At 37.9% G+C, this 21,591-nt stretch carries 20 protein-coding genes and 1 riboswitch; of the genes, 17 read left to right on the top strand and 3 right to left on the bottom strand.

Annotated features, from left to right (window positions below; genetic code table 11):
• Positions 1-95: 95 nt before the first annotated feature.
• Positions 96-273: riboswitch (Lysine riboswitch) on the top strand.
• Between the two features lie 95 nt (positions 274-368).
• The 12 genes from lysA to H3R25_RS05850 all read left to right on the top strand — a co-directional run bounded on the left by lysA (position 369) and on the right by H3R25_RS05850 (position 13,216).
• A complete protein-coding gene (lysA, locus tag H3R25_RS05905; protein WP_198194573.1) occupies positions 369-1,679 on the top strand; it encodes a diaminopimelate decarboxylase in 1,311 nt (436 codons plus the stop codon).
• 9 nt (positions 1,680-1,688) lie between these two features.
• On the top strand, positions 1,689-2,399 hold the full coding sequence (gene dapD / locus H3R25_RS05900; protein ID WP_074426213.1) for a 2,3,4,5-tetrahydropyridine-2,6-dicarboxylate N-acetyltransferase: 711 nt from the start codon (positions 1,689-1,691) through the stop codon (positions 2,397-2,399).
• Between the two features lie 4 nt (positions 2,400-2,403).
• Positions 2,404-3,543 (top strand): N-acetyldiaminopimelate deacetylase, encoded by a 1,140-nt coding sequence (locus H3R25_RS05895; RefSeq protein WP_198194572.1) that lies wholly within the window; start codon positions 2,404-2,406, stop codon positions 3,541-3,543.
• A gap of 25 nt (positions 3,544-3,568) precedes the next feature.
• Positions 3,569-4,492: a 4-hydroxy-tetrahydrodipicolinate synthase gene (gene dapA / locus H3R25_RS05890; protein WP_198194571.1), complete on the top strand. Its 924-nt coding sequence runs from the start codon at positions 3,569-3,571 to the stop codon at positions 4,490-4,492.
• Positions 4,492-5,256, top strand: a complete 765-nt coding sequence (gene dapB, locus H3R25_RS05885) for a 4-hydroxy-tetrahydrodipicolinate reductase (protein WP_198194570.1) — start codon at positions 4,492-4,494, stop codon at positions 5,254-5,256. Before dapA ends, dapB begins: the two co-directional genes overlap by 1 nt.
• A gap of 10 nt (positions 5,257-5,266) precedes the next feature.
• Positions 5,267-6,457, top strand: coding sequence for an aminotransferase class I/II-fold pyridoxal phosphate-dependent enzyme (locus tag H3R25_RS05880; RefSeq protein ID WP_122036279.1), 1,191 nt, complete (start codon positions 5,267-5,269; stop codon positions 6,455-6,457).
• The gene (locus H3R25_RS05875) at positions 6,454-7,515 is read left to right on the top strand and encodes an aspartate-semialdehyde dehydrogenase (RefSeq protein ID WP_198194569.1); all 1,062 of its coding nucleotides are present in this window, start codon (positions 6,454-6,456) and stop codon (positions 7,513-7,515) included. Before H3R25_RS05880 ends, H3R25_RS05875 begins: the two co-directional genes overlap by 4 nt.
• A 201-nt stretch (positions 7,516-7,716) precedes the next feature.
• Positions 7,717-8,547, top strand: a complete 831-nt coding sequence (locus H3R25_RS05870; protein ID WP_198188095.1) for an ABC transporter permease — start codon at positions 7,717-7,719, stop codon at positions 8,545-8,547.
• Complete coding sequence (locus H3R25_RS05865; protein WP_198194568.1) at positions 8,540-9,328, top strand: ABC transporter permease; 789 nt, start codon at positions 8,540-8,542, stop codon at positions 9,326-9,328. The genes H3R25_RS05870 and H3R25_RS05865 overlap by 8 nt, the downstream gene beginning before the upstream one ends.
• Before the next feature lie 11 nt (positions 9,329-9,339).
• A complete protein-coding gene (locus H3R25_RS05860; protein WP_198194567.1) occupies positions 9,340-10,380 on the top strand; it encodes an ABC transporter ATP-binding protein in 1,041 nt (346 codons plus the stop codon).
• 25 nt (positions 10,381-10,405) lie between these two features.
• Positions 10,406-11,458 carry a PotD/PotF family extracellular solute-binding protein gene (locus H3R25_RS05855; RefSeq protein WP_198194566.1) on the top strand — a complete coding sequence of 351 codons (1,053 nt, stop codon included), beginning with the start codon at positions 10,406-10,408 and terminating at the stop codon, positions 11,456-11,458.
• Positions 11,459-11,512: 54 nt separating this feature from the next.
• Entirely contained in the window at positions 11,513-13,216 is a 1,704-nt protein-coding gene (locus H3R25_RS05850; protein ID WP_198194565.1) for an adenine deaminase C-terminal domain-containing protein, read from the top strand.
• A 210-nt stretch (positions 13,217-13,426) separates the two neighbouring features.
• Here H3R25_RS05850 and H3R25_RS05845 read toward each other — a convergent pair whose 3' ends face one another.
• Both H3R25_RS05845 and H3R25_RS05840 read right to left on the bottom strand, forming a co-directional pair.
• Positions 13,427-14,644 (bottom strand): hypothetical protein, encoded by a 1,218-nt coding sequence (locus H3R25_RS05845; protein ID WP_198194564.1) that lies wholly within the window; start codon positions 14,642-14,644, stop codon positions 13,427-13,429.
• A 191-nt stretch (positions 14,645-14,835) separates the two neighbouring features.
• Positions 14,836-15,828 (bottom strand): GMP reductase, encoded by a 993-nt coding sequence (locus H3R25_RS05840; RefSeq protein WP_198194563.1) that lies wholly within the window; start codon positions 15,826-15,828, stop codon positions 14,836-14,838.
• A 194-nt stretch (positions 15,829-16,022) separates the two neighbouring features.
• Between H3R25_RS05840 and H3R25_RS05835 the strand changes: the two genes are divergently transcribed.
• From H3R25_RS05835 to H3R25_RS05815, 5 genes are all read left to right on the top strand, one after another.
• Positions 16,023-17,312, top strand: coding sequence for an adenylosuccinate synthase (locus tag H3R25_RS05835; protein ID WP_198194562.1), 1,290 nt, complete (start codon positions 16,023-16,025; stop codon positions 17,310-17,312).
• A gap of 3 nt (positions 17,313-17,315) precedes the next feature.
• Positions 17,316-18,611, top strand: coding sequence for an adenylosuccinate lyase (gene purB / locus H3R25_RS05830; protein WP_122036250.1), 1,296 nt, complete (start codon positions 17,316-17,318; stop codon positions 18,609-18,611).
• A 154-nt stretch (positions 18,612-18,765) separates the two neighbouring features.
• Complete coding sequence (locus tag H3R25_RS05825; RefSeq protein ID WP_046308190.1) at positions 18,766-19,224, top strand: LytTR family DNA-binding domain-containing protein; 459 nt, start codon at positions 18,766-18,768, stop codon at positions 19,222-19,224.
• A 2-nt stretch (positions 19,225-19,226) separates the two neighbouring features.
• Complete coding sequence (locus H3R25_RS05820) at positions 19,227-19,955, top strand: hypothetical protein (RefSeq protein ID WP_198194561.1); 729 nt, start codon at positions 19,227-19,229, stop codon at positions 19,953-19,955.
• Between the two features lie 97 nt (positions 19,956-20,052).
• A complete protein-coding gene (locus H3R25_RS05815) occupies positions 20,053-20,790 on the top strand; it encodes a hypothetical protein (RefSeq protein WP_198194560.1) in 738 nt (245 codons plus the stop codon).
• A gap of 41 nt (positions 20,791-20,831) precedes the next feature.
• Here H3R25_RS05815 and H3R25_RS05810 read toward each other — a convergent pair whose 3' ends face one another.
• On the bottom strand, positions 20,832-21,563 hold the full coding sequence (locus tag H3R25_RS05810; RefSeq protein WP_158593032.1) for a LysR family transcriptional regulator: 732 nt from the start codon (positions 21,561-21,563) through the stop codon (positions 20,832-20,834).
• Between the last annotated feature and the right edge of the window lie 28 nt (positions 21,564-21,591).

The raw sequence follows: 21,591 nt of genomic DNA, 5'->3' as shown, positions 1-21,591 counted from the left end.
TAAAACATAACTGCAGTCATGTTTTTAAAAATAAAGTTAATTAATTATGAAAAAGTCGTTGACAATTAATATTAATAATAATAATATTTTTATAAATCAAACGAAGAGGTCGCAACTAACAAAAGTACCTAGTGGAGTTTCTGCAAAAACGGTGAAGCTAGCGAAAGGGGCGGTTGCCGAAGCGTTAATTATTGCGGTAGTTAATCGGCTGGGACGTAATCTAATAAATTACGGACTGTCGCAAATTTAAATTTGCGGAGCGCTATCGCCAAAACTGAATCAGATCAAGGTTTAATCTGAAAGACTCTTTTGTACGCTATGCGCGTATTAAAGGGTCTTTTTCTTTACCAAAAAACGGGGGTTATTAGATGTCAACGAATGATTATTACCAGACGAATGATCAAGGTCACTTAATGATTGGAGGTGTAGATGCACTTAAGCTAGCCGAAAACTTTGGCACGCCATTGGTGGTTTATGATGTTGCCCAAATTAGAAAACAGTTCAATGCACTTAAACAAGCTTTTGTTGCTGGACAGGTTGATTATGCCATCAGCTATGCTAGTAAAGCTTTTACCTCGATTGCAATCTATCAAGTAATCAACGAATTGGGTGGCCACATTGATGTTGTTTCAGGTGGAGAACTGTATACAGCGTTGAAAGCCGGCTTCCCAACGGAAAAAATCAGTTTTCATGGTAATAATAAAACAAAAGATGAACTGTTAATGGCCGTTGAAAATAATGTTGGGGTAATCATTCTAGATAACTTTCATGAAATTGAACTCCTGAAGCAAGTACTGCATGAAACAAACAAAAAAGTGCAAGTAATGCTCCGCATCACTCCTGGTGTGAGTGCACATACGCACGAATATGATCAAACCGGTCAAGAAGACAGTAAATTTGGGTTTGATGTTCGTTCGGGTCAAGCAGAAAAAGCCTTTTTACAAGTTGAAGCGGAAGAGCAAATGGAATTGATTGGACTTCACGCTCACATTGGTTCACAAATCCTTGAAACTGAAGGTTTTAATCTTGAAGTGGAAAAATTGATGCAGCTAGTTCACGAATGGAAGCAAAAGTATGATTATCAGCCACAGGTTCTAAATTTAGGCGGCGGTTTTGGCATAAGATATACTGCTAAAGATCGTGTGATTGGGCTAGGTACATTTGTTGAACAAATCATTGCCAGTGTCCGTACATTAGCTGAACAGTATCAGTTAAACGTACCAGCAATCTGGGTAGAACCCGGGCGCTCAATTGTTGGTGAAGCAGGATATAGTCTTTATACCGTTGGCTCCAGAAAGGATGTGCCAGGTTTAACTCCTTATGTGACCGTTGATGGCGGCATGGGTGATAACATTCGACCTGCGCTTTATCAAGCAGAATATGAAGCACTGGTTGCCAAGCGACCAGCGGCTGAACCAGTTGAAAAGATCCATTTAGCAGGACGCTATTGTGAATCTGGTGACATTTTGATTGATCAGGCATGTTTACCAAAAACTAAGCCAGGGGATGTAATTGCTGTTCTTGCAACTGGAGCATATGGTTACAGCATGGCTTCTAACTATAACCGTGTTCCAAGACCAGCAGTTGTTTTTGCAGAAAATGGACAAGCACAAGAAGTTGTTACACGTGAAACCTATGACGATTTAATTAAGAATGACCGTTTTTATCAAGAAAAGTGAGGATATCAAATGAAAAATATGTCAGCGACAGAAATTATTGATTTTATTGCCAATGCGCCTAAGAAAACCCCAGTTAAGATTTATGTTAAGGGCGACTTGGAGGACTTGAAATGGCCTGTAGAAGTAAGAACATTTATCGAGGGTAATTGCGGTGTTGTTTTTGGTGACTGGGATGATCTAGTACCATTTTTACGAACTAATGCGGCAAAGATCAATGACTATCAAGTTGAAAACTGCAGCCGTAATTCTGCAGTACCACTCTTAGATCTGAAAAACATTCAAGCAAGAATTGAACCTGGTGCCTTGATTCGTGAACAAGTAAGTATCGGTAAAAACGCGGTTATTATGATGGGAGCGGTAATTAATATCGGTGCTGAAATTGGTGATGGGGCAATGATTGATATGAACGCCGTTTTGGGCGGGCGTGCAATTGTTGGGGCTAACAGCCATATTGGTGCTGGTGCCGTTGTAGCGGGTGTAGTCGAGCCTGCTTCTGCCGAACCGGTCAGGATTGGACAAAATGTTCTAGTTGGTGCTAACGCAGTGATTTTAGAAGGGGTTCAAGTTGGTGATAATGCTGTGGTTGCCGCAGGTGCGGTCGTGACAAAAGACGTTCCAGCTAACACTGTTGTTGCAGGCGTCCCAGCCAAAGTTGTTAAAAAAAGAGACGAACAAACTACTGACAAAACTAAGATTGAGCAAGATTTAAGAAAGCTGTGAGTTAATGTTAACTACTAGTCAACTGATTCAAATTCGTCGTGACTTACATCAAATTCCCGAAGTGGCATTGCAAGAGCATGACACCAAGCAGTATTTATTAAAGGTCATTCAACAATTTGATCAGCAATTTTTACAGATTAAAACTGTTCCTGAGTTGCCAACTGTCTTACTGGTAAGAGTGCAAGGAAAGCGACCTAAAAAAACGATTGGTTACCGAGCTGATATTGATGGACTACCAGTAAAAGAAAAAACTGGGTTAGCATTTTCTTCAAAAAATGAGGGAAAAATGCATGCGTGTGGTCACGATATTCATATGACAGTTGCATTAGGAATTTTGAATTACTTTAGTGAGCATCAACCACAAGATAATTTACTTTTCTTCTTCCAACCTGCTGAAGAAAGCAAAAACGGTGGCAAACTAGCATATGAACAGGGCGTTTTTGCTGGTGAGTGGCGACCTGATGAATTTTTTGCATTACACGTTACGCCTGACTTACCAGCAGGAACAATTGGGTGCCGCAACGGAACACTATTTGCTGGCGCAGCAGAAATTAATATTGATCTGTATGGTCAAGATGGTCACGCTGCATATCCACAGCGTGCAAATGATATGGTTGTAGCAGCAGCTGCACTAATTAGTCAGATTCAGACAATTGTGGCGCGCAGCATAGATCCAATTGAAAGCGGCGTGATAACAATTGGCAAGGTTCGTGCAGGCACAATTAGAAATGCAATTGCTGGTCATGCGCATCTAGAAGGTACGCTTCGCGGCTTGACGCAAACGATGATTGAACAAATTGAGAAGCGTTTGCGTGAAGTAACAGCTGGTATCGGTCAAAGTTTTGCAGCTAGGGCAGAAATTGAAATTAACCAAGGTGGCTATTGGCCGGTCGAAAATGACCCTAAGATTACAGCCGAATTTATTGACTACATGAAAAATAACCCAGCAGTTAAGTATCAAGAAACTGAGCCGGCAATGACAGGTGAAGACTTTGGTTATTTACTTGCCCAAATTCCTGGAACAATGTGCTGGCTTGGCGTGGAAGATGACTCTCAGCTTCATTCCGCTACTTTCAGTCCACAAGAAAGTGCAATTGGGGCAGGGATTAAAGCAATAGTCGGCTTTTTCGAAGAGCACATGTAAATGACTAATAATGAAAGGAAAAACTATGACAGATTTTACTAACGCTGATTTATTAACTGCGTTGATCACACCATTTAATGAGCAAGGTGAAGTTGATTATCCCGGTTTAAAAGAATTAACGGAACTTTTGCTTGCCACAGGAAGTCGCGGTTTTGTAATTGGTGGTACGACTGGTGAAACGGCTACGATGAACCATGATGAAAAAATCGAGCTTTATACCCGCTTTGCAGAAATAGTTGCAGGTCGAGTACCAGTGATTGCAGGTACAGGTAGCAATAACACTGCTCAAACGGTCGATTTCACAGAGGAAGTTAGTCAAATTTCAGGCATTGATATGGCCTTAGTTGTTACGCCATACTACAACAAGCCCAATCAACGTGGAATCAAAGCGCATTTTGAAGCTGTTGCCAAAAAATCAAAGGTTCCACTAATGATTTATAACATTCCTGGTCGTACAGGTGTAAAAATCACTAAGGAAACTGTTGTTGAATTGGCTGCTAATCCTAATATTGCCGGCGTGAAGCAATGTACAGAAATAGAAGACTTGGAATATATCGTTGAGCATGCGCCAAGTGACTTTTTAGTTTATACCGGTGAGGATGCGCAGGCACTCAGCGCTAAAGCTTTAGGAGCAAGAGGCGTAATTTCTGTTGCTTCACATATTTATGGCAAAGCAATGCGCCAAATGTATGATGATTTGGAAGCTGGTAATGTGGAAGCAGCTGGAGCACTACAACGAAAACTGACACCAAAAATGGCTGCATTATTTATGTACCCGTCACCATCTCCAGTTAAGGCGGTTTTAAATGCACAAAACTTACCAGCAGGGGGATGCCGCTTGCCAATGATTACTTTAAATGAAGAAGAGAAAAAGCAATTGGCACTACATTTGGGCTTAAAGGAAACGGCATTACTGCATGAGTTACCAGTAGAACTAGGAGTAGATTAATGAAACGAGTTTTTATTGCTGGCGCGACTGGATCAATGGGAAAGCAAGTTGTGCAGCTAGTTGAAAAACAAACAGATTGTGAACTGGTTGGTGTATTAGCACCGCATGCTAAGAAAGATGGGGATTTTGTTAATACTGTCCAGTGCTTTGACCAACTTGATGAGATTGAAATTAATGCAGATATTTGGATTGACTTTACTACTCCTCAGGCTGTTTTTGAAAACGTCAAGTTTGCTTTAAACCACCAAATGAGACCAATTGTCGGTACAAGTGGGCTGACAACTGAGCAAACAGAAGACCTGCAAAAAATTGCAGAAGACCAACAGCTAGGCGGGGTTATTGCGCCAAACTTCGGGCTGTCTGCTGTCTTACTAATGAAATTTGCCCAAGAGGCTGCACGTTACTTTCCAGATGCAGAAATTATCGAAATGCACCATGCCGATAAGCTTGATGCACCTTCAGGAACGGCGATTAACACCGCAAAGATGATTGCCGAAGGTCGAAGCGGATCAGGTTCAATAGATACTAACAATGATGTAAGAGCTCGCGGAGATCTTTATGATGGTGTTCCCATCCATGCTGTCCGCTTGCCAGGTTATGTTGCCCACGAACAGGTTCTTTTTGGTGGACCTGGTGAGGCCTTGACCATTAGACAAGATTCATTTGATCGATCATCTTTTATGCAAGGTGTAAAAGTTGCACTCGATCAAGTGATGAGCTTATCCAAACTGGTTGTTGGTTTGGAAAAAATTCTATCAATATAAGGAGGAAAAAATGCCACATTTAGCTTCAGATTTAACCCCAACTACAAGTGTTCCGCTGACTCAAATTCCAGCTTCAGGTATCCGTGCATTTGCGCAAAAGGTTGATGATATACCAGATTTAATTAAGTTGACATTAGGAGAGCCAGATTTAAATACGCCAGAGCACGTCAAAAAAGCGGCAGCTCAGAGCATTTTAGACAATGACTCCCATTATTCAGCACAAAAAGGAACTTTGAGACTTCGCCAAGCGATTAGTGACTTTCTAAAGCGGAAGCAAAATATTTCATATGATCCGGAAAATGAGATCGTTGTAACGGTAGGGGCGACTGAAGCAATTGCTGCAGCAATGCTGTCGTTAATTCAGCCAGGAGACCAAATTATTGTTCCTACGCCTTCATATGCCTTGTACTTCCCACTGCTTCAATATGTAAAAGCAGATTTAGTTGCAATTAATACAGCGGATACGGACTTTGTCCTGACGCCTGAGGCCTTAGAACAGACTTTACAAAGTCATCCGCAGGCCAAGGCAATTATTCTCAATTATCCGACTAATCCAACTGGTCGTGAATGTTCAGAAGAAGTGTTAAAGCAATTAGCACAAATCATTGAAAAACATCACTTATACGTAATTTCTGATGAAATATACGGTGAATTGACTTATGACTTTGAACACATCTCAATTGCGCGCTATATTCCTGAACGGACCCTAGTAATCAATGGTTTGTCAAAGTCACACGCAATGACTGGCTACCGTATTGGTTACATTGTAGGGCCAACAGAATATATTAGCTTGATTGCCAAAATGCATGCCTTTTTGGTTACTGCACCATCTAATCCAGCTCAGGCAGCTGCCTGTGAAGCATTAGAAAACGGTGATGAAGACCCAATTGAATCCCGTCAAATTTATCATAAAAGGCGTGACTATATCGTTGATGCACTTAACGAGATGGGATTAAAGACGATGGTTAGTGAAGGGGCATTTTACGTTTTTGCCAAAATTCCTGAAGAATATGGAACGGATGATGAAGCCTTCGCATTAGATTTAGCGCATGAGGCGAAAGTTGGTGGTACACCAGGAAGTGCTTTTGGAGATGGTGGACAGGGCTATATTCGCTTTTCATATGCTGCTAGTGATGAGGACTTGCATGAAGCAATGGCACGAATAAAACGATTTTTGGCAGAAAAGGATGATCATCAATGAGAGAATATGTTGTTGCAATACTGGGTGCAACCGGTGCAGTTGGTCAGCGGCTGATTAGTGAGCTTGAACAATCCAGTATACCGGTTAAAAAACTAAAACTATTAGCGTCAAAACGTTCAGCAGGTAAAAAGTTAAAATTCAAAAATCAAGAAATTACAGTTGAAGAAGCCCAACCGGATTCATTTAATGGTGTAGATCTTGTTTTATCGTCTGCTGGTGGCGCAGTTTCAAAAAAGCTGCTGCCAGAGGCAGTTAAACGTGGTGCAGTTTGCGTTGATAACACGAGTGCTTATAGAATGGAAGATAATGTGCCACTAGTTGTTCCTAGAGTTAATGACAAGGAACTAGCTAATCATCATGGCATTATTGCCAATCCGAACTGTTCAACCATTCAGATGGTTGCAGCTCTTTATCCAATTTATCAGCGGTGGGGAATTAAGCAGATTATTGTTTCAACCTATCAAGCAGTTTCAGGTGCTGGAAAAGCGGCATGGGATGAAATGCTGAACCAAGCTCAAGCAAGGCTGAATCACCAAGACTTGAAAGCTGAAATTTTGCCGACTGCAGCGGATAAGCGCCATTATCCAATGGCATTTAATTTGCTGCCGCAGATTGATGTGTTTGAAGATGATGGTTACACGCATGAAGAGTGGAAAATGATTCATGAAACTAAAAAGATTTTGCTTAATGATCAAAATGCGGGTGAAATTAAAGTAACCGCAACTTGTGTGAGAGTTCCAATTGAAATTGGTCACGGTGAAACAGTTTATTTTGTTGTAAATGATTCGTCGGCAACTACTGCTGAAATACAAGAAGAGATTGCTAAAACATCTGGTTTAGTTTTGCAAGATGATCCTAGCAAACAAGTTTACCCGCAGCCACTTTTAGCAGCTGGTAAACGGGAAACCTTTGTTGGACGTATTCGCCAAGATCAAGAAAATGATGGTGCCTTTCAGATGTGGGTTGTTGCGGACAACCTATTGCGTGGTGCAGCTAGCAACACAGTCGAAATTGCAGAGTGTCTTGTACGCGATAACCTAGTACATCAAACAAATTAAACATTTATCAAAAAGCCACAGGAAAACCTTGTGGCTTTTTATTGTTCGTTTTTAATGGTTATACATATATATTTTTATCTTTCATAAAAACTAGCAGAAATAAAATACAAACTTTATAAAGCTATATAAATAAGTATATTCGGATTTTGCCTTGACAGATTGTTAAAAAATAGATAATCTAGAATCAATCGGAGGTAATATATGAATCGGAAAACCGCAGTTTGGTTACTAATACCTGCATTCTTTGGCGTCTTGGTTTTTACCTTTTTTCCATTAATTGAAATCGCAATTCCAACATTCCAGAGTCGAGCAGGTTTTTTTGCGCTTTATACACAATTTCTTAAAAGCTCTTATAACTGGACAGTAATCGGAAGAACATTTTTGATTGCAGTTTTAACAGTGATTATTGTTTTGATTCTTGGATTACCCATCTCGTTATGGATTGGAAGACAAAAAAAGACTGTTAGACAGGTACTAAACTTACTAATTCTCTTTCCAATGTTAACTAACGCTGTTGTTAGAAACTTTGCCTGGATCATCATCCTAGGTCGTGATGGCATAATTAACAAATTATTGCTCTCACTGCACTTAATAAAAGCACCGCTAAACATTCTATATACCAATACGTCGATTATTATTGGCTCGGTTTATCTGTTTTTGCCAATCATGATTAATACTTTGATTGGTAGTGTTGCAGAATTAAACGTCGAAATTGAAGAGGCTGCTGCTGTTTTGGGCTCTAGCCCATGGCACACTTTATTCAAGGTTATTATTCCGCAACTTGCTACAAGCATTTTAACGGGATGTATCCTGGTTTTTGCCGGAACAATGACAGCATATACTACACCACAAATCCTTGGTGGTAATCGTCATTTGGTGATGGCTACGTTAATTTATCAACAGGCCATGACATTAGGAAATTGGCAAAATGCCAGTGTAATTGCCTTGATCTTAATCGTTATCTCAGCTCTTTCGATGTGGCTCATGAAGCGATTAAGCTATCGCCTAGATCGGAGGATGACTAATGCTTAATCGTAAAAATAAAACGTTAACCATTATTTCACTAATTATTCTGGCACTGATTATGTTGCCACTGATTCTAGTGGTTGTAACATCATTTAATAATCAAAGCTCGATTTCCTTACCAATCACAGGTTTTACCCTTTCGTGGTATAGCAATATTTTTCAGCAACCTGACTTTATTACCGGCTTTGAGTCAAGCTTATTGGTGGCACTAATCGCCAGCTTTTTAGCCTTAATTATTGGCATTCCTGCTGTATATGCTTTAACACGTTATAATCTGCAACATGCGGCTTGGTTCCAATCATTTTTTCTAAGTCCGACTTTAATTCCTGAAATTGTAATTGGCTTTGCACTATATCAAACGGCTGTTATTACCTTTAAAATGCCAGTTTTTATCAGCTTAATTATTGGTCACTTTCTCCTGTGCTTACCGTATGTCATTCGGTTAATCACATCCAGTATGTTGATGATGGACAGTCATATTGAGGAAGCAAGTTGGGTCTGCGGCTGTTCACCTAAAAAAGCATTCTTTTTGATTGTTTTACCTAATATTAAGTCTAGTATCATTGCGGCCTTTATGATGTGCTTCATCAATTCGTTCAATAATATTCCAATTTCATTATTCATGAATGGGCCATCGCTTACGATGCTGCCACCAGCAATTCTAAACTATTTGCAAAACAATTATGATCCAACTGTTTCTGCAATTTCAGTTGTTTTAATGGTCTTTACAGCGCTAATGATGTTTTTAGTTGAAAAAGTAATTGGCATTAGCAATATTACTAAATAGGGGTTTTGAGTGTGGCAAATTTAGAAGTAAAAAATTTAGCAAAATCATATGATGGTAAAACTAAAGTTTTGCAGGATATATCTTTTACAATTGAAAATGGTGAATTGGTTTCAATTCTAGGACCTTCGGGTTGTGGAAAAACTACAACTTTAAGAATAATTGCGGGCCTAATTCAAGAAACTGCAGGGCAAATTTTAGTTAATGGTAAAGACATTACCAAAACACCGGTGTATAAACGCAACTTTGGGATGGTGTTCCAAAGTTATGCCTTATTTCCACATTTAAGTGTTTTCGATAATGTGGCGTTTGGCTTAAAAATGCACAAATTACCAAAGCAGGAAATTAACGAAAAAGTGACCGGAATACTTGAAATGACGGGTTTAAGCGACCTAGCAAGTCAATTTCCGGCACAACTTTCTGGAGGACAGCAACAACGAGTTTCCTTGGCAAGGGCTCTAGTTACTAATCCAGAGATGCTATTGATGGATGAGCCATTAAGCAACCTTGATGCTAAATTGCGTTTAAAAATGCGTGAAGAGATTCGTAAATTACAGCAAGAAATGAAGATGACAGTTCTTTTTGTCACGCATGATCAACAAGAATGTTTTGCAATTTCTGACAAAGTTTTAATTATGAATCAAGGACGGATCGAACAATTTGACCGTCCCGAAAATATTTTTCATCATCCGCGTACGGAGTATGTGGCTCGGTTTATTGGTTACGACAACTTTATTCCAGTTAATGCAGACAACCGTGAGGATAGTTATCATATTGCAGTCAAGGGAACGAGATTAACAACTGAAGAAAATAATGAGAATGCGAAAGTTCTTACCATTCGTCCCGAAAACATTCAGTTGAACGCAGATAGTACCGAAAACACTTTGATTGGTACGATAACTGGTCGTGAATATTTGGGACAAAGTTTTAAATACACTATTCATTCAGAATTGGGTGACTTCCAAGTTGAGGAAGCAAGACAGAAGATGCGCAGTTCAGGGGATGAGGTCAAACTTACACTCCCATCTAAACATCTTCATCCATTGTCAGAGTAGATATTCAGGAAGGTTTTTTATTATTATGAAATTCAAAAAAGCTTGCTTGGCAGCTGCCAGCTTTATCGTTGCCGGAACTGCTATTGCAACCACGGCTTGTTCATCTAGTACAAATAGTGGTAAATTGGTTGTATCAACCTTTGGTTTATCAACAAAGCAAATGCGCTCAGATGTCCTTGATCCTTACGCTAAGAAAAATAATGTGAAAGTTTCTACGCAATTTGGTGATAGTTCAACTCGTTTAACACAGATAGAACACAATCCTAATTCAACAGTTGATGTGATTGAGTTAGCACAAAATAATGCGATTACAGGTTCTAAAAAGAAACTGTTTAAAAAGTTAGATTTTTCAAAAATTAAGAACTTTAAGTATTTATCGAGCGATCAACAAAAGCTAGCTAAACAGACTAATACTGTGCCATACACTGTTAATAGTTTAGGTATCATTTACAATCCAAAGAAAGTTCAAATCAAAGATTGGAATGACTTATGGTCAAAGAAACTAAAGGGTAAGATTGCCGTACCAGATTTTGCAACAACTTTTGGTCCAGCAATGCTCTATGTTGCAGGTGACCATGCTAATGTTGATGTGACTAAGGATGATGGTAAGGCAGCGTTTCAGGCAATGAAACAGTTGAAACCAAATGTTGTAAAAACTTATGCACAAAGTTCAGATTTGAGTAATATGTTTAAGACAGGAGAAATCACTGTTGCAGTTGTTGGTGACTACGCCGTTGGAATGTTGAAAGCGACAAATCCAAGTTTGAAGTACATGGTGCCAGCTTCAGGTACTTATGCAAACTATGACAATATTGCGATTTTAAAGAATAGCAAAAATGCGGACGCTGCTTACAAGTACATTGATTTTAGACTAAGCAAAGAAAACCAGAAAAAAGTTGCTGGTGCTAAGTCACTTAATAATGCACCGGTTAACTCACAAGTTGAATTGTCACCTGCAGAGGCAGCAAATAAGACTTACGGTGACGTTGCTAAAAGAGCAAAGACAATTGATTTCTTCTATGTGAATAGTCATATGTCTTCGTGGATAAGTCAGTGGAACAAGATAATGAATCAGTAATAAGAAAAAATAAAAGAGTTGGCTAAAACCAGCTCTTTATTTATGGGAGGTAAAATGACACAAGTTGATCTGTTGATTAAAAACGGCCATATTTTTAATGTATTTCTGCGTAAATTTGTTGACACACAAGTAACAGTCAAAGACGGAAAATTCTATTGGATTAATACAGATTTGCCAGGAATTGAAGCAAAGAAAACACTTGATTTAAAAGGTAAGTACTTAATTCCGGGATTTGTTGATGCCCACATGCACATTGACTCTTCAATGACTACGCCAGCAATTATGGGTCAAACGATTTTAAAATACGGTACAACGACAATTGTGGCGGATGACCATGAAATAACTAATGTTGCTGGTATTGAGGGACTCAAAAACTTTATTGATGAGCCAGCACCAATTGATATTTTCTTTGGTATTCCTTCGTCTGTGCCTTCGACTAATCCAGATATGGAAACAACTGGTGGCCAGATAGGTGTCAAAGAAGTTCAGGAACTACTTAAAGATCCCCGATTTATTTGTTTGGGTGAGGTGATGAACTTTAAAGGGATGACATCACCACGTGAAACATTAATCAAAGATATTATCAAAACTTGCCGTCAAGAAAAGCCTACATTACCATTAGAAGGACATGTTCCAGCATATGCTGGTGAAGATTTGGCTAAAGTTTTGTATGCAGGTATCACTACTGATCACACTCAACAAACGGCAGATTTAGTTAATGAAAAAGTTCGTAACGGGATGTTTGTTGAAGTACAGCTGAAGTCAATGCACCAAGAAGTAATTGACACAATTATTGAGCATAAGTATTTTGAGCACGTGGCCCTTGTGACAGATGACTCAATGCCAGACACTTTACTGCACAGTCATTTGAACCATTTGGTTAAAAAAGCAATCGAAATGGGGATGACACCAGAAGAAGCAATTTATATTTCAACATACACACCAGCTCGTCATATGGGATTATGGGATCGCGGTGCAATTGCCCCTGGTAGAGTAGCCGACTTTGTTATTTTGGATAATCCGAAGACTTTGTCAATTGAAGCAGTTTACAAAAACGGGATAAATGCTGAAGATATTGAAACAAAAACTGATTACCAGTTTTTACCGACGTTACGTCATTCAATCAATGCTCCTAAATTAACCAGTGAAGACTTTGTGCTCAAAACAGACTTGGTAAGTAATGGCGACGTATTAGCTAATGTCATTCAAGTTAACCCAGTTGGTACTTTCACAAATCATATTCAAGTTGAACTAGAAGTAGACAACAATATTATTCAATGGCAAAACGCAGGCCTAGCTATGATTCTTGTACAAGACCGTTATAACGGTGAAAAAGGTCGCTATAGTGTTGGCCTAGTTGATCGCGGCATCCTCAAGGACGGAGCAGTAGGCGCCACCTGGGCACATGATCATCATAACCTGATGGTAATGGGAACTAACACAAAGGCAATGCTAAAAATCCAACATCAATTAATTGAGCAGCAGGGTGGTTATATTGCTGCTAAAGGTGAAGAAATAGTTGCTAATGCTGAGCTACCAATTGGTGGAGTTGCTAGTGACCAACCAATGCAAGTGCTCGGTAGTGAAATAGGTAAAATCCGCAAGACAATGCAAGAACTAGGATATAAAAATACTAACGAAATTATGTCCTTCTCAACACTGTCTCTGCTTGTTTCACCAAGCTTCAAAATTTCAGATAAGGGTTTATTTGATGTCAAAAGTCAGCAAAAGTGCCCTTTATTTGAAGAAGTTAAATAAGCGTAGTTACTTAGAATTATAATTTGAGTGATTAAATTTTACAAAAATTAAAGTGCTCCATGATAGTTAGACACACAAGCTAATTATTATGGAGCTCTTTTTAGATATAGAAAATCAACCACTCTCTGTATGGTAGAGCATCAGATACATCTAAATACGGAAGTTTTTATTACTACAAAATAAAAGCTCGTACTCAAAGTAATAGTTCTTTTATTTATACTGGATTGGTCTAGTTTCCAAACTTTTCCTAACATATTTGTACATATCTATCATTGGATAAAAAGTTGTTGCCCAGCAATTTAATGCACAAAGCAAAATAGTAATTTCCTTACCTAATCCAACGGTCCCCACTATTTGACTTTCTATTGCTCCATAGGCAATAGACGCTTGAATAGTCGATTTCATAAGTAGTGTCCAAAATTCGTAACTTAATGATAAATGATTTTCCTTTAGAATCCAACCACAATAGCTAAAATAAGCAAACCAAACTACTAAATTAAATATAAAAGTTAAAAACAAATAAAGTGCAGCATCGTACGGATTCAGCTTGCTTCCAATAATATCAGTTGCAATCAATTGTATACTTGTAGCAAACAGAACTACTGCTGCAAGCTCATAAACTACCAGCGAAACATTCATTTTCACGGCTGATCTTGCTGGACGGGCACTTCCATCTAGCCAATTAGTCAATACTTGCATGAAAGTTACTGTATAAATGGCGACAACTAGCATCGTTAAAAGTGTGCGAAATATCTTTAATACCATAGAATATTTATTAGGAGAACATTTGAGATAGTAGGTAACTATTATTTCCACAATCCCAAGTATATAGGCTCCTGAAATCTCAACACATACAGGACCATATTTGTTCAATTTCTTAATTGTGGTTTTGATACTATCCCATCCACCTTTTTTTTCAGAATATTTTCTTACCATATCCCATATTATCTGGACAAGTAATAGGAACCAACAAACAACAAGTGCTATTATTGTTAATCTACATTCTGGATAAGTTCTAAGAACAAATGCTAAAAAACCAAATGCTAAAAAATATATCACTCTTAAATTTGAAGGATACTTATTACATATAAAGTCTTTTAATTTTATAGTTGTACTGTTGATAAACTTATTTCGATCTATTTGTACTGGGCTAAGATAAATAATTACAATCCTTGTAAAGTAGTTGATAACTACTAATAATACAAATGCAGATATCATTTTAAGAATTTCTATAGATAATACACCTATCAATTTATAGACTGGATAGTAAACATTTGATTTTATAATTTCAAATAGAACGACTAGTGCCACTAGTGCTATGATAGCTTTTATCAATAATAGTAGTACCAAGCCGTTATTACTTATAAATTTTTTAAATCTTATAGTCCATCTACTTTTTCTATTATTTTCTCGCATTCTTTTACCCATTAAAATCAATTGCGTTCAATATGCTTTCCAAAAGAATATTTTCGCTTTTTAGTCAGCATCTTTTTATTAAAATATGTGCACAAAAAATCCCAGTACTGACTACCTAACAATACTGAGATAAATACCATTTTAACGGAAATACTTATTTAATGCCACTGCAAATTAATAATAACAATAAAAAATTATTATAATTATTTGTCACCACTCATAATAGTGTTTTTAACAATAACGTAATCAACTAATTTAATAGAACTGAGGTCTTTTCCACCTGCGTAGGAGATAGAAGACTGTAAATCTTCTTCCATTTCTGTCAACGTATCAGCAATTGAACCACGGTATGGCACTAACATTTGCTTACCTTCAACGTTACGATAAGCGCCCTTTTGGACCTCTGAAGCAGATCCCCAGTATTGCTTATATGTCTTGCCATTGATTTTGATGACATTACCAGGAGATTCTTCATGACCAGCAAGCATTGAGCCAATCATTACCATTGTCGCACCAAAACGAACAGATTTAGCAATATCGCCGTTATAACGAATACCACCGTCAGCAATCACAGGTTTACTTGCAACTTTACTACACATTCTTAAAGCGGCTAATTGCCAGCCACCTGTACCAAAGCCAGTTTTTAGTTTGGTAATGCAGGCACGACCAGGGCCAACACCGACTTTAGTCGCATCTGCTCCTGCGTTTTCTAACTCGCGAACTGCTTCTGGTGTTGCTATGTTTCCAGCAGTTAAAAAAGTGTCAGGCAATTTTTCTTTGATGTACTTAATCATGTCGATGACATAAACCGAATGACCATGTGCAACGTCAATCGTGATGTATTCTGGAACAATGTTCTCTTTGGCTAGTTGATCGATAAAGTCGTATTCACCTTGTTTAATTCCTACTGAAATTGATGCAAATAGCCCTTTTTCGTGCATCATTTTAATGAAGTCAAGGCGCTTTTCAGGCTGAAAGCGATGCATTACATAGTAATAACCATTTTTGGCCAACCAAACAGCAAGTTCATCATTAATGACACTTTCCATGTTAGCTGGCACAACTGGAATTTTAAATGTTCGGTTTCCAAACTTAACACTTGTGTCTGCATCGTGTCTACTTTTGATGATTCCCTTATTGGGAACAAGCTGAATGTCATCATAGTCAAAAGCTTCCACACTAAAATAATTACTCATGAGTAAATTAGCTCCTATATAAATCTTGGTTTTGAACCAAATTACTATAATCAAAAAGCCTTTTTTTGTCAATATAAAAATCGAACTATTTAAAATAACCTTGTGGTTATAATTCGCATTTAAATTTGACTACATAGCTATAAATTGCTAGACTATTTACGTGATATTTGTAGATTTTGATGAGGTGAATGAAAATGACAGCAGTTGCAGTTGTTGGAAGCCAATGGGGCGATGAAGGAAAGGGTAAAATTACCGATTTCCTTAGTAAGGAAGCTGCTTATGCAGTTCGCTCGAATGGTGGTAATAACGCTGGACACACAATTGAAATTGATGACCAAACTTTTAAGATGCGTTTGATTCCATCCGGAATTTTTGCATCAGCTAAGGGTGCGGTCATTGGTAATGGTGTAGTAATTAATCCAGAAGTATTACTAGGTGAAGTAAAAAGCCTAGAAGAAAGTGGAATTGACACCAGTAAACTAAAGATTTCAAACCGTGCGCATATTATTATGCCGTACCATATTTTGCAAGATGAGTACCAAGAAGAGGCCAAGGGTGCAAACAAGATTGGTACTACCAAAAACGGAATTGGCCCGGCATATATGGATAAGGCATCTAGAGTTGGCATCAGAGTTTGTGACTTGCTTGAAAAAGACACCTTTGAAGAAAAACTACGGGCTAATTTAAAAGAGAAAAATGAACTCTTTACCAAAGTCTATGGTAAAGATGCACTTAAATTTGACGACATTTTTGACCAATACTATGAATATGGTCAAAAAATGAAGAAATACGTTACCGATACCTCTGTTTTGGTTAACGATGCACTTGATAACAACGAAAAAGTTTTGTTTGAAGGTGCGCAAGGAATTATGCTTGATATTGATGAAGGAACATATCCATTTGTTACTTCATCAAATTCAATTTCAGGTGGAATTGCCAGTGGAATGGGTGTCGGCGCTAATCGCTTAAACACAGTAATCGGTGTCTGCAAGGCTTACACAACTCGTGTAGGTGCTGGACCATTCCCAACTGAACTTAATGATGAAACTGGGGATTTAATTCGTGAAACTGCACATGAATATGGAACAGTTACAGGACGGCCACGTCGTGTGGGTTGGTTCGATTCAGTTGCTTTGCGTCACGCTAAACGCGTTTCTGGAATTAATGGACTTAGCCTTAACTTGCTAGATATTTTTAGTGGTTTTGATACAGTAAAAATTGCTACAGCATATGAACTTGATGGCCAAGAGATCGATTATTACCCAGCAAGCTTAAAGGAATTAGAGCGTTGCAAGCCAGTTTATGAAGAACTTCCTGCTTGGCAAGAAGATATAACTGGTGCAAAATCTTGGGATGATTTACCAAAAAATGCTCAAAAGTTTTTAAACCGCATTTCTGAATTAGTTGATATTCCGCTAGTAACAGTTTCGGTTGGTCCTGAACGTGAGCAAACGATTGTTTTACGAAATCCATGGGAAATATAATCTATGTTAGAACGTTACACACGCCCAGAGATGGGGAAAATTTGGTCAGATGAAAACAAGTATGCTGCTTGGTTAAAAGTCGAAATTGCGGCTACTAACGCTTGGTGTGAAGCAGGAGAAGTTCCAAAAGAAGATGCGGAAAAGATAGCTAAGAACGCTAGCTTTACTGCTGAAAGAGTAGCAGAATTAGAACAAGTGACGCATCATGACGTTGTTGCTTTTACAAGAACGGTGTCTGAAAGCCTTGGACCTGAGAAAAAGTGGGTTCATTTCGGATTAACCTCAACTGATGTTGTTGATACTGCACAAGGATATATTTTAAAGCAGGCAGATGAAATCATTCGTCAAGATCTGCATGAATTGAAAAAGACGATTGCTGAAAAGGCGCGTAAATATAAAAATACTGTAGAAATGGGCCGGACACATGGTGTCCAAGCTGAGCCAACAACATTCGGCTTGAAACTTGCACGTTGGTATGCGGAAATTAATCGTGATATCGAGCGTTTCGAGCATGCAGCTAAAGGTGTTGAATCTGGTAAAATTTCGGGTGCAGTTGGTACTTTTGCTAATGTTCCGCCAGAGATTGAAACGAGTGTTTTAAAGCAGTTAGGATTAACGCAACAACCAATCACGAGTCAAGTTTTACCACGTGATTTGCACGCTGAGTATATTGCTACTTTGGCATTGATTGCTACTAGTATTGAAAACTGGGCAACTGAAATTCGCGGCTTGCAACGCTCAGAGATTCATGAAGTTGAAGAGCATTTCCGTGCTGGGCAAAAAGGTTCATCTGCGATGCCGCATAAGCGTAATCCAATTGGTTCAGAGAATCTTTGTGGAATGGCACGAGTACTGCGTGGACATATCGTAACGGCATATGAAGATGTAACGCTATGGCATGAGCGGGATATTTCTCATTCAAGTGCTGAACGTATTATTTTACCTGACAGCACTATTGCAATTGATTATATGTTAGATCGTTTTAACCGAATTTTGACTAACCTTGATGTCTTCCCAGAAACAATGCTCAAAAACATGGACAAGACATATGGCCTAATCTATTCGCAACGCTTACTGCTGAAACTAATTGATGAAGCAGGTCTTTCTCGTGAAGATGCTTATGATATGGTTCAAAAGCTAACAACTAAATCATGGAATGAAGGAATTTCATTTAGAAAACTAGTTGAAGAAAGTAAAATAATGGATTATTTGTCAGAAGCTGATGTAGCGGATGCATTTGATTATCATTATCATTTACGTCATGTTGATGAGATCTTCAAAAAAGTTGGACTAGAATAATTAAAAAGCAGTTCATTATGATATGAACTGCTTTTTGTTTGCCTATAATTGTCCACTTAGTTCGAGATAATTGCCACTTAGGTAAAAAGGCTAGATTTAAAATAAAAATAATAGTTTAATTAAATCATTAAGTAATGAAGGGCAGGTGAGAATTGTGAAAATAAAAATAGAACTAAATCCTGATTTAGATGATGAAGATACATGTGTAACTATTAATGCTAAAGCTGTTACTCCAGAAGTTGAACAGATATATCAGCAATTACAGGGGATTAATAGTCATCCTGATCAAATTGAAGGCAAAAAAGAGAATGTTTCTTATTATCTGAGCTTGAACGAGATTTTATTTTTTGAAACTGAAGATAAGCAGGTAATTGCACACACGTGCAGGGATGCATTTATTGTTGATTATAAACTGTATGAACTGGAGAAGTTATTAAGTAATCAGTTTATGCGTGTTTCAAAATCAACCATCTTAAATTTAAATCAAATTTATTCATTAACACGTTCAATTTCGAACTGCAAAATTAATTTTCGCGATTCTTATAAAACTGTCTATGTTTCGCGGCACTACTATCGTAATCTAAATGATCGACTCAATGAAAGAAGGTCTTAATAATGAGAAAGCATAAAATTAGAGAACTATTTTGGGGGTTGGCATTCGTTGCTGCAGCTGTTTTCTTAGTTCTTAACCAATTACATTTATTAACATTTCATTTGGGAATAGGCACAATTATCTGGACAATAGTCTTTGGTGTTTGCTTAATTGAAAGTGCCGTAAATAAGAGCTTGTTTGGGGCAATTTTCTCAATTGCTTTTCTATTAATTATTTATGCAAAGCCACTACATATCGTGAAGCTCGTTCCATGGACAATTTTAATCGCAGCACTATTACTTTACATCGGTTTCACAATGATCTTCAAAAAAAGCTTCTGGCCTAAATTTTATTTTGGCTATAAAAAAGATGATTCTGATCAAGGCGATTTTACTGAATCTAGCACCAGTACGATTGAGGGCGAGGACATAGTAATTAATCAGCATTTATCATCCGTTTCGCGTTATGTTCATTCACAAAATTTACGTAGAGTTACGGTTAACTCATCTTTAGGCGAAGCCGAGATATACCTTGATCAAGCTAAACCTGCAGGCGCATTTATCACTATGGATATTAATGCTTCGTTAGGAGAAGTAGAGATTTACATTCCTAAATCATGGAAAATTGATAGCAGGAGACTAGATGTGACTTTAGGCGAATTAGAGATTAACGGGGAGTCGACTGGTGGAGGACCTACTTTAGTTTTAACTGGTCAGAGCAGGTTAGGTGAGTTAGAAATTTACTATGTATGATGAATTATTAGCTGACGTTATTGAGGATAGGGAAATCAAAACTGCAACAAAGCAATATCCTCAAAACGTGAGAACTTATTGCCTGGGAAATAAAAAAGTGGGTATAAGTACTTACTGGAAAAATGGATTTCATCCTTATTCTTTAAGTTTTGCGGCTTATCTCAACCCTAACTTTTCCGCAGCAGAGTTAGAACGAGTTTATCTTCAAATTGTTGCAGACTTAACTAAGAAGGCGCAGCAGGAAAACTGCCAGGCTTTGATTACTTATGACTACGCGCCACAGTTACTTTTCAATTTTTTAGCGCAAGACGATGGCTTCAACTTGATTCGGAAAACGGTTGAACCCAAAATGTCATTGCAAAGTGCTATGGAGGGCTTAACACCAATAAAGAAGAGCAACTTAAAAGCTATTACTTTGCGCCAATTACAATATGATTCTGATATGCGTGAAAAAATAGCGCAAATTTCTTTTAGGGATTATCAGAGAAATCACTTAGCCAATCCAGTAGCTGAAATACCTCTAACTGAATGGGATAACATGGTTTTTGCAGATCAGTTAGAAGATGCACCATTAGCATTGGTTTCTATGAATCAAATTGAGGCGTATTGCTTTTCTTTTGAAGATAATCCAAAAGAACTAACATTAGGTTGGATGGGAGCAGGTGACTTGAGTAGATTAATGGAGTTGCAACAAATACTGTTACTGTGGGCAAACAAGAACTTTCAAGTTTTAGCTGGAGAGTTTGATTCGACAGATCAGCTTTCAATGAAAACATATCAGCAATATGCATTTGAACTTTGTCCAGTTTATGAGACATATTTAAAACGGCTATAGAAAAAGGCGCTATTACTTTAGTAATGAGCGCCTTTTTTCTATTAAAACTGATAGCGATATGAATAATAAGGAATTTCCCAAGTTTGCTTATTTGCTGGGACCAAATCATCACTGATTAAGTATTTTGGCAGAAGTGCTGTTGCTTTGCCTTGCTTCACTAGTTGCAAGATCATCTCGAGTGAATCAATTTCGATAATTTCGCTTTTATTTGATGCCAGCTGTAAAGTTAAATCTCGAAACGGACAATTGAAATCAGCGTTGATTGCGACAGGTATTTTCTTGTTTTCAGTGCCTTTTCCAGTTAAAAAGCAGGACTGCAAACTACTTTTCTCTGTTAATAGGTAGTTGGAGGAGCTGATTGGAACAAAAGTCATTACAATATCATAGGTCTTTTTAGTCAGCATTTCCTGAATCGCATCAGTATTTTTAATAATCACTTCGTAGCGATCAATTAAGAACTTAGGCTTCTTAGTAATCAGATAGCCAAAAAGAAGTTCAGCAATCAAAATTTGTGGTTTGCTGGTCGTTAAGCTTGCTTTTAGGTCCTGATAATTTTGTAAGGTTGTAGTTGCAAATTTATACATTTTTTCCCCACTGCTAGTTGGTCTAACACCTAAATTAGAACGAACAAAAAGTGGAGCATTAACTTCTTTTTCAAGGGCTTTAAGTCGTGCGGTAATATTTGATTGGGTATAGCCAAGCTTTAATGCAGCTTTGTTGATTGATTTTAGCTCATAAATTGTTTTAAAAATAGATAAATCGTTAAAGTTCATGTTACACCATATCATTAAAAGTGATAGC

The sequence above is a fragment of the Lactobacillus sp. M0390 genome (genome assembly GCF_016102085.1).
GTDB classification, from domain to species: Bacteria; Bacillota; Bacilli; order Lactobacillales; family Lactobacillaceae; genus Lactobacillus; species Lactobacillus apis.
Note: the sequence above shows the minus strand (reverse complement) of the source record. Positions and strands in the feature narration are given on the sequence as shown.

What these genes read in the sequence shown, in the direction of transcription:
- H3R25_RS05840 (WP_198194563.1), bottom strand. Translation starts at nt 15,828, where the DNA reads ATGAGTAATTATTTTAGTGTGGAAGCTTTTGACTATGATGACATTCAG.
- H3R25_RS05875 (WP_198194569.1), top strand. Translation starts at nt 6,454, where the DNA reads ATGAGAGAATATGTTGTTGCAATACTGGGTGCAACCGGTGCAGTTGGT.
- H3R25_RS05820 (WP_198194561.1), top strand. Translation starts at nt 19,227, where the DNA reads ATGAGAAAGCATAAAATTAGAGAACTATTTTGGGGGTTGGCATTCGTT.
- purB (WP_122036250.1), top strand. Translation starts at nt 17,316, where the DNA reads ATGTTAGAACGTTACACACGCCCAGAGATGGGGAAAATTTGGTCAGAT.
- dapB (WP_198194570.1), top strand. Translation starts at nt 4,492, where the DNA reads ATGAAACGAGTTTTTATTGCTGGCGCGACTGGATCAATGGGAAAGCAA.
- H3R25_RS05870 (WP_198188095.1), top strand. Translation starts at nt 7,717, where the DNA reads ATGAATCGGAAAACCGCAGTTTGGTTACTAATACCTGCATTCTTTGGC.
- H3R25_RS05855 (WP_198194566.1), top strand. Translation starts at nt 10,406, where the DNA reads ATGAAATTCAAAAAAGCTTGCTTGGCAGCTGCCAGCTTTATCGTTGCC.
- H3R25_RS05865 (WP_198194568.1), top strand. Translation starts at nt 8,540, where the DNA reads ATGCTTAATCGTAAAAATAAAACGTTAACCATTATTTCACTAATTATT.
- lysA (WP_198194573.1), top strand. Translation starts at nt 369, where the DNA reads ATGTCAACGAATGATTATTACCAGACGAATGATCAAGGTCACTTAATG.
- H3R25_RS05895 (WP_198194572.1), top strand. Translation starts at nt 2,404, where the DNA reads ATGTTAACTACTAGTCAACTGATTCAAATTCGTCGTGACTTACATCAA.
- dapA (WP_198194571.1), top strand. Translation starts at nt 3,569, where the DNA reads ATGACAGATTTTACTAACGCTGATTTATTAACTGCGTTGATCACACCA.
- H3R25_RS05810 (WP_158593032.1), bottom strand. Translation starts at nt 21,563, where the DNA reads ATGAACTTTAACGATTTATCTATTTTTAAAACAATTTATGAGCTAAAA.
- H3R25_RS05835 (WP_198194562.1), top strand. Translation starts at nt 16,023, where the DNA reads ATGACAGCAGTTGCAGTTGTTGGAAGCCAATGGGGCGATGAAGGAAAG.
- H3R25_RS05850 (WP_198194565.1), top strand. Translation starts at nt 11,513, where the DNA reads ATGACACAAGTTGATCTGTTGATTAAAAACGGCCATATTTTTAATGTA.
- dapD (WP_074426213.1), top strand. Translation starts at nt 1,689, where the DNA reads ATGAAAAATATGTCAGCGACAGAAATTATTGATTTTATTGCCAATGCG.
- H3R25_RS05880 (WP_122036279.1), top strand. Translation starts at nt 5,267, where the DNA reads ATGCCACATTTAGCTTCAGATTTAACCCCAACTACAAGTGTTCCGCTG.
- H3R25_RS05845 (WP_198194564.1), bottom strand. Translation starts at nt 14,644, where the DNA reads ATGGGTAAAAGAATGCGAGAAAATAATAGAAAAAGTAGATGGACTATA.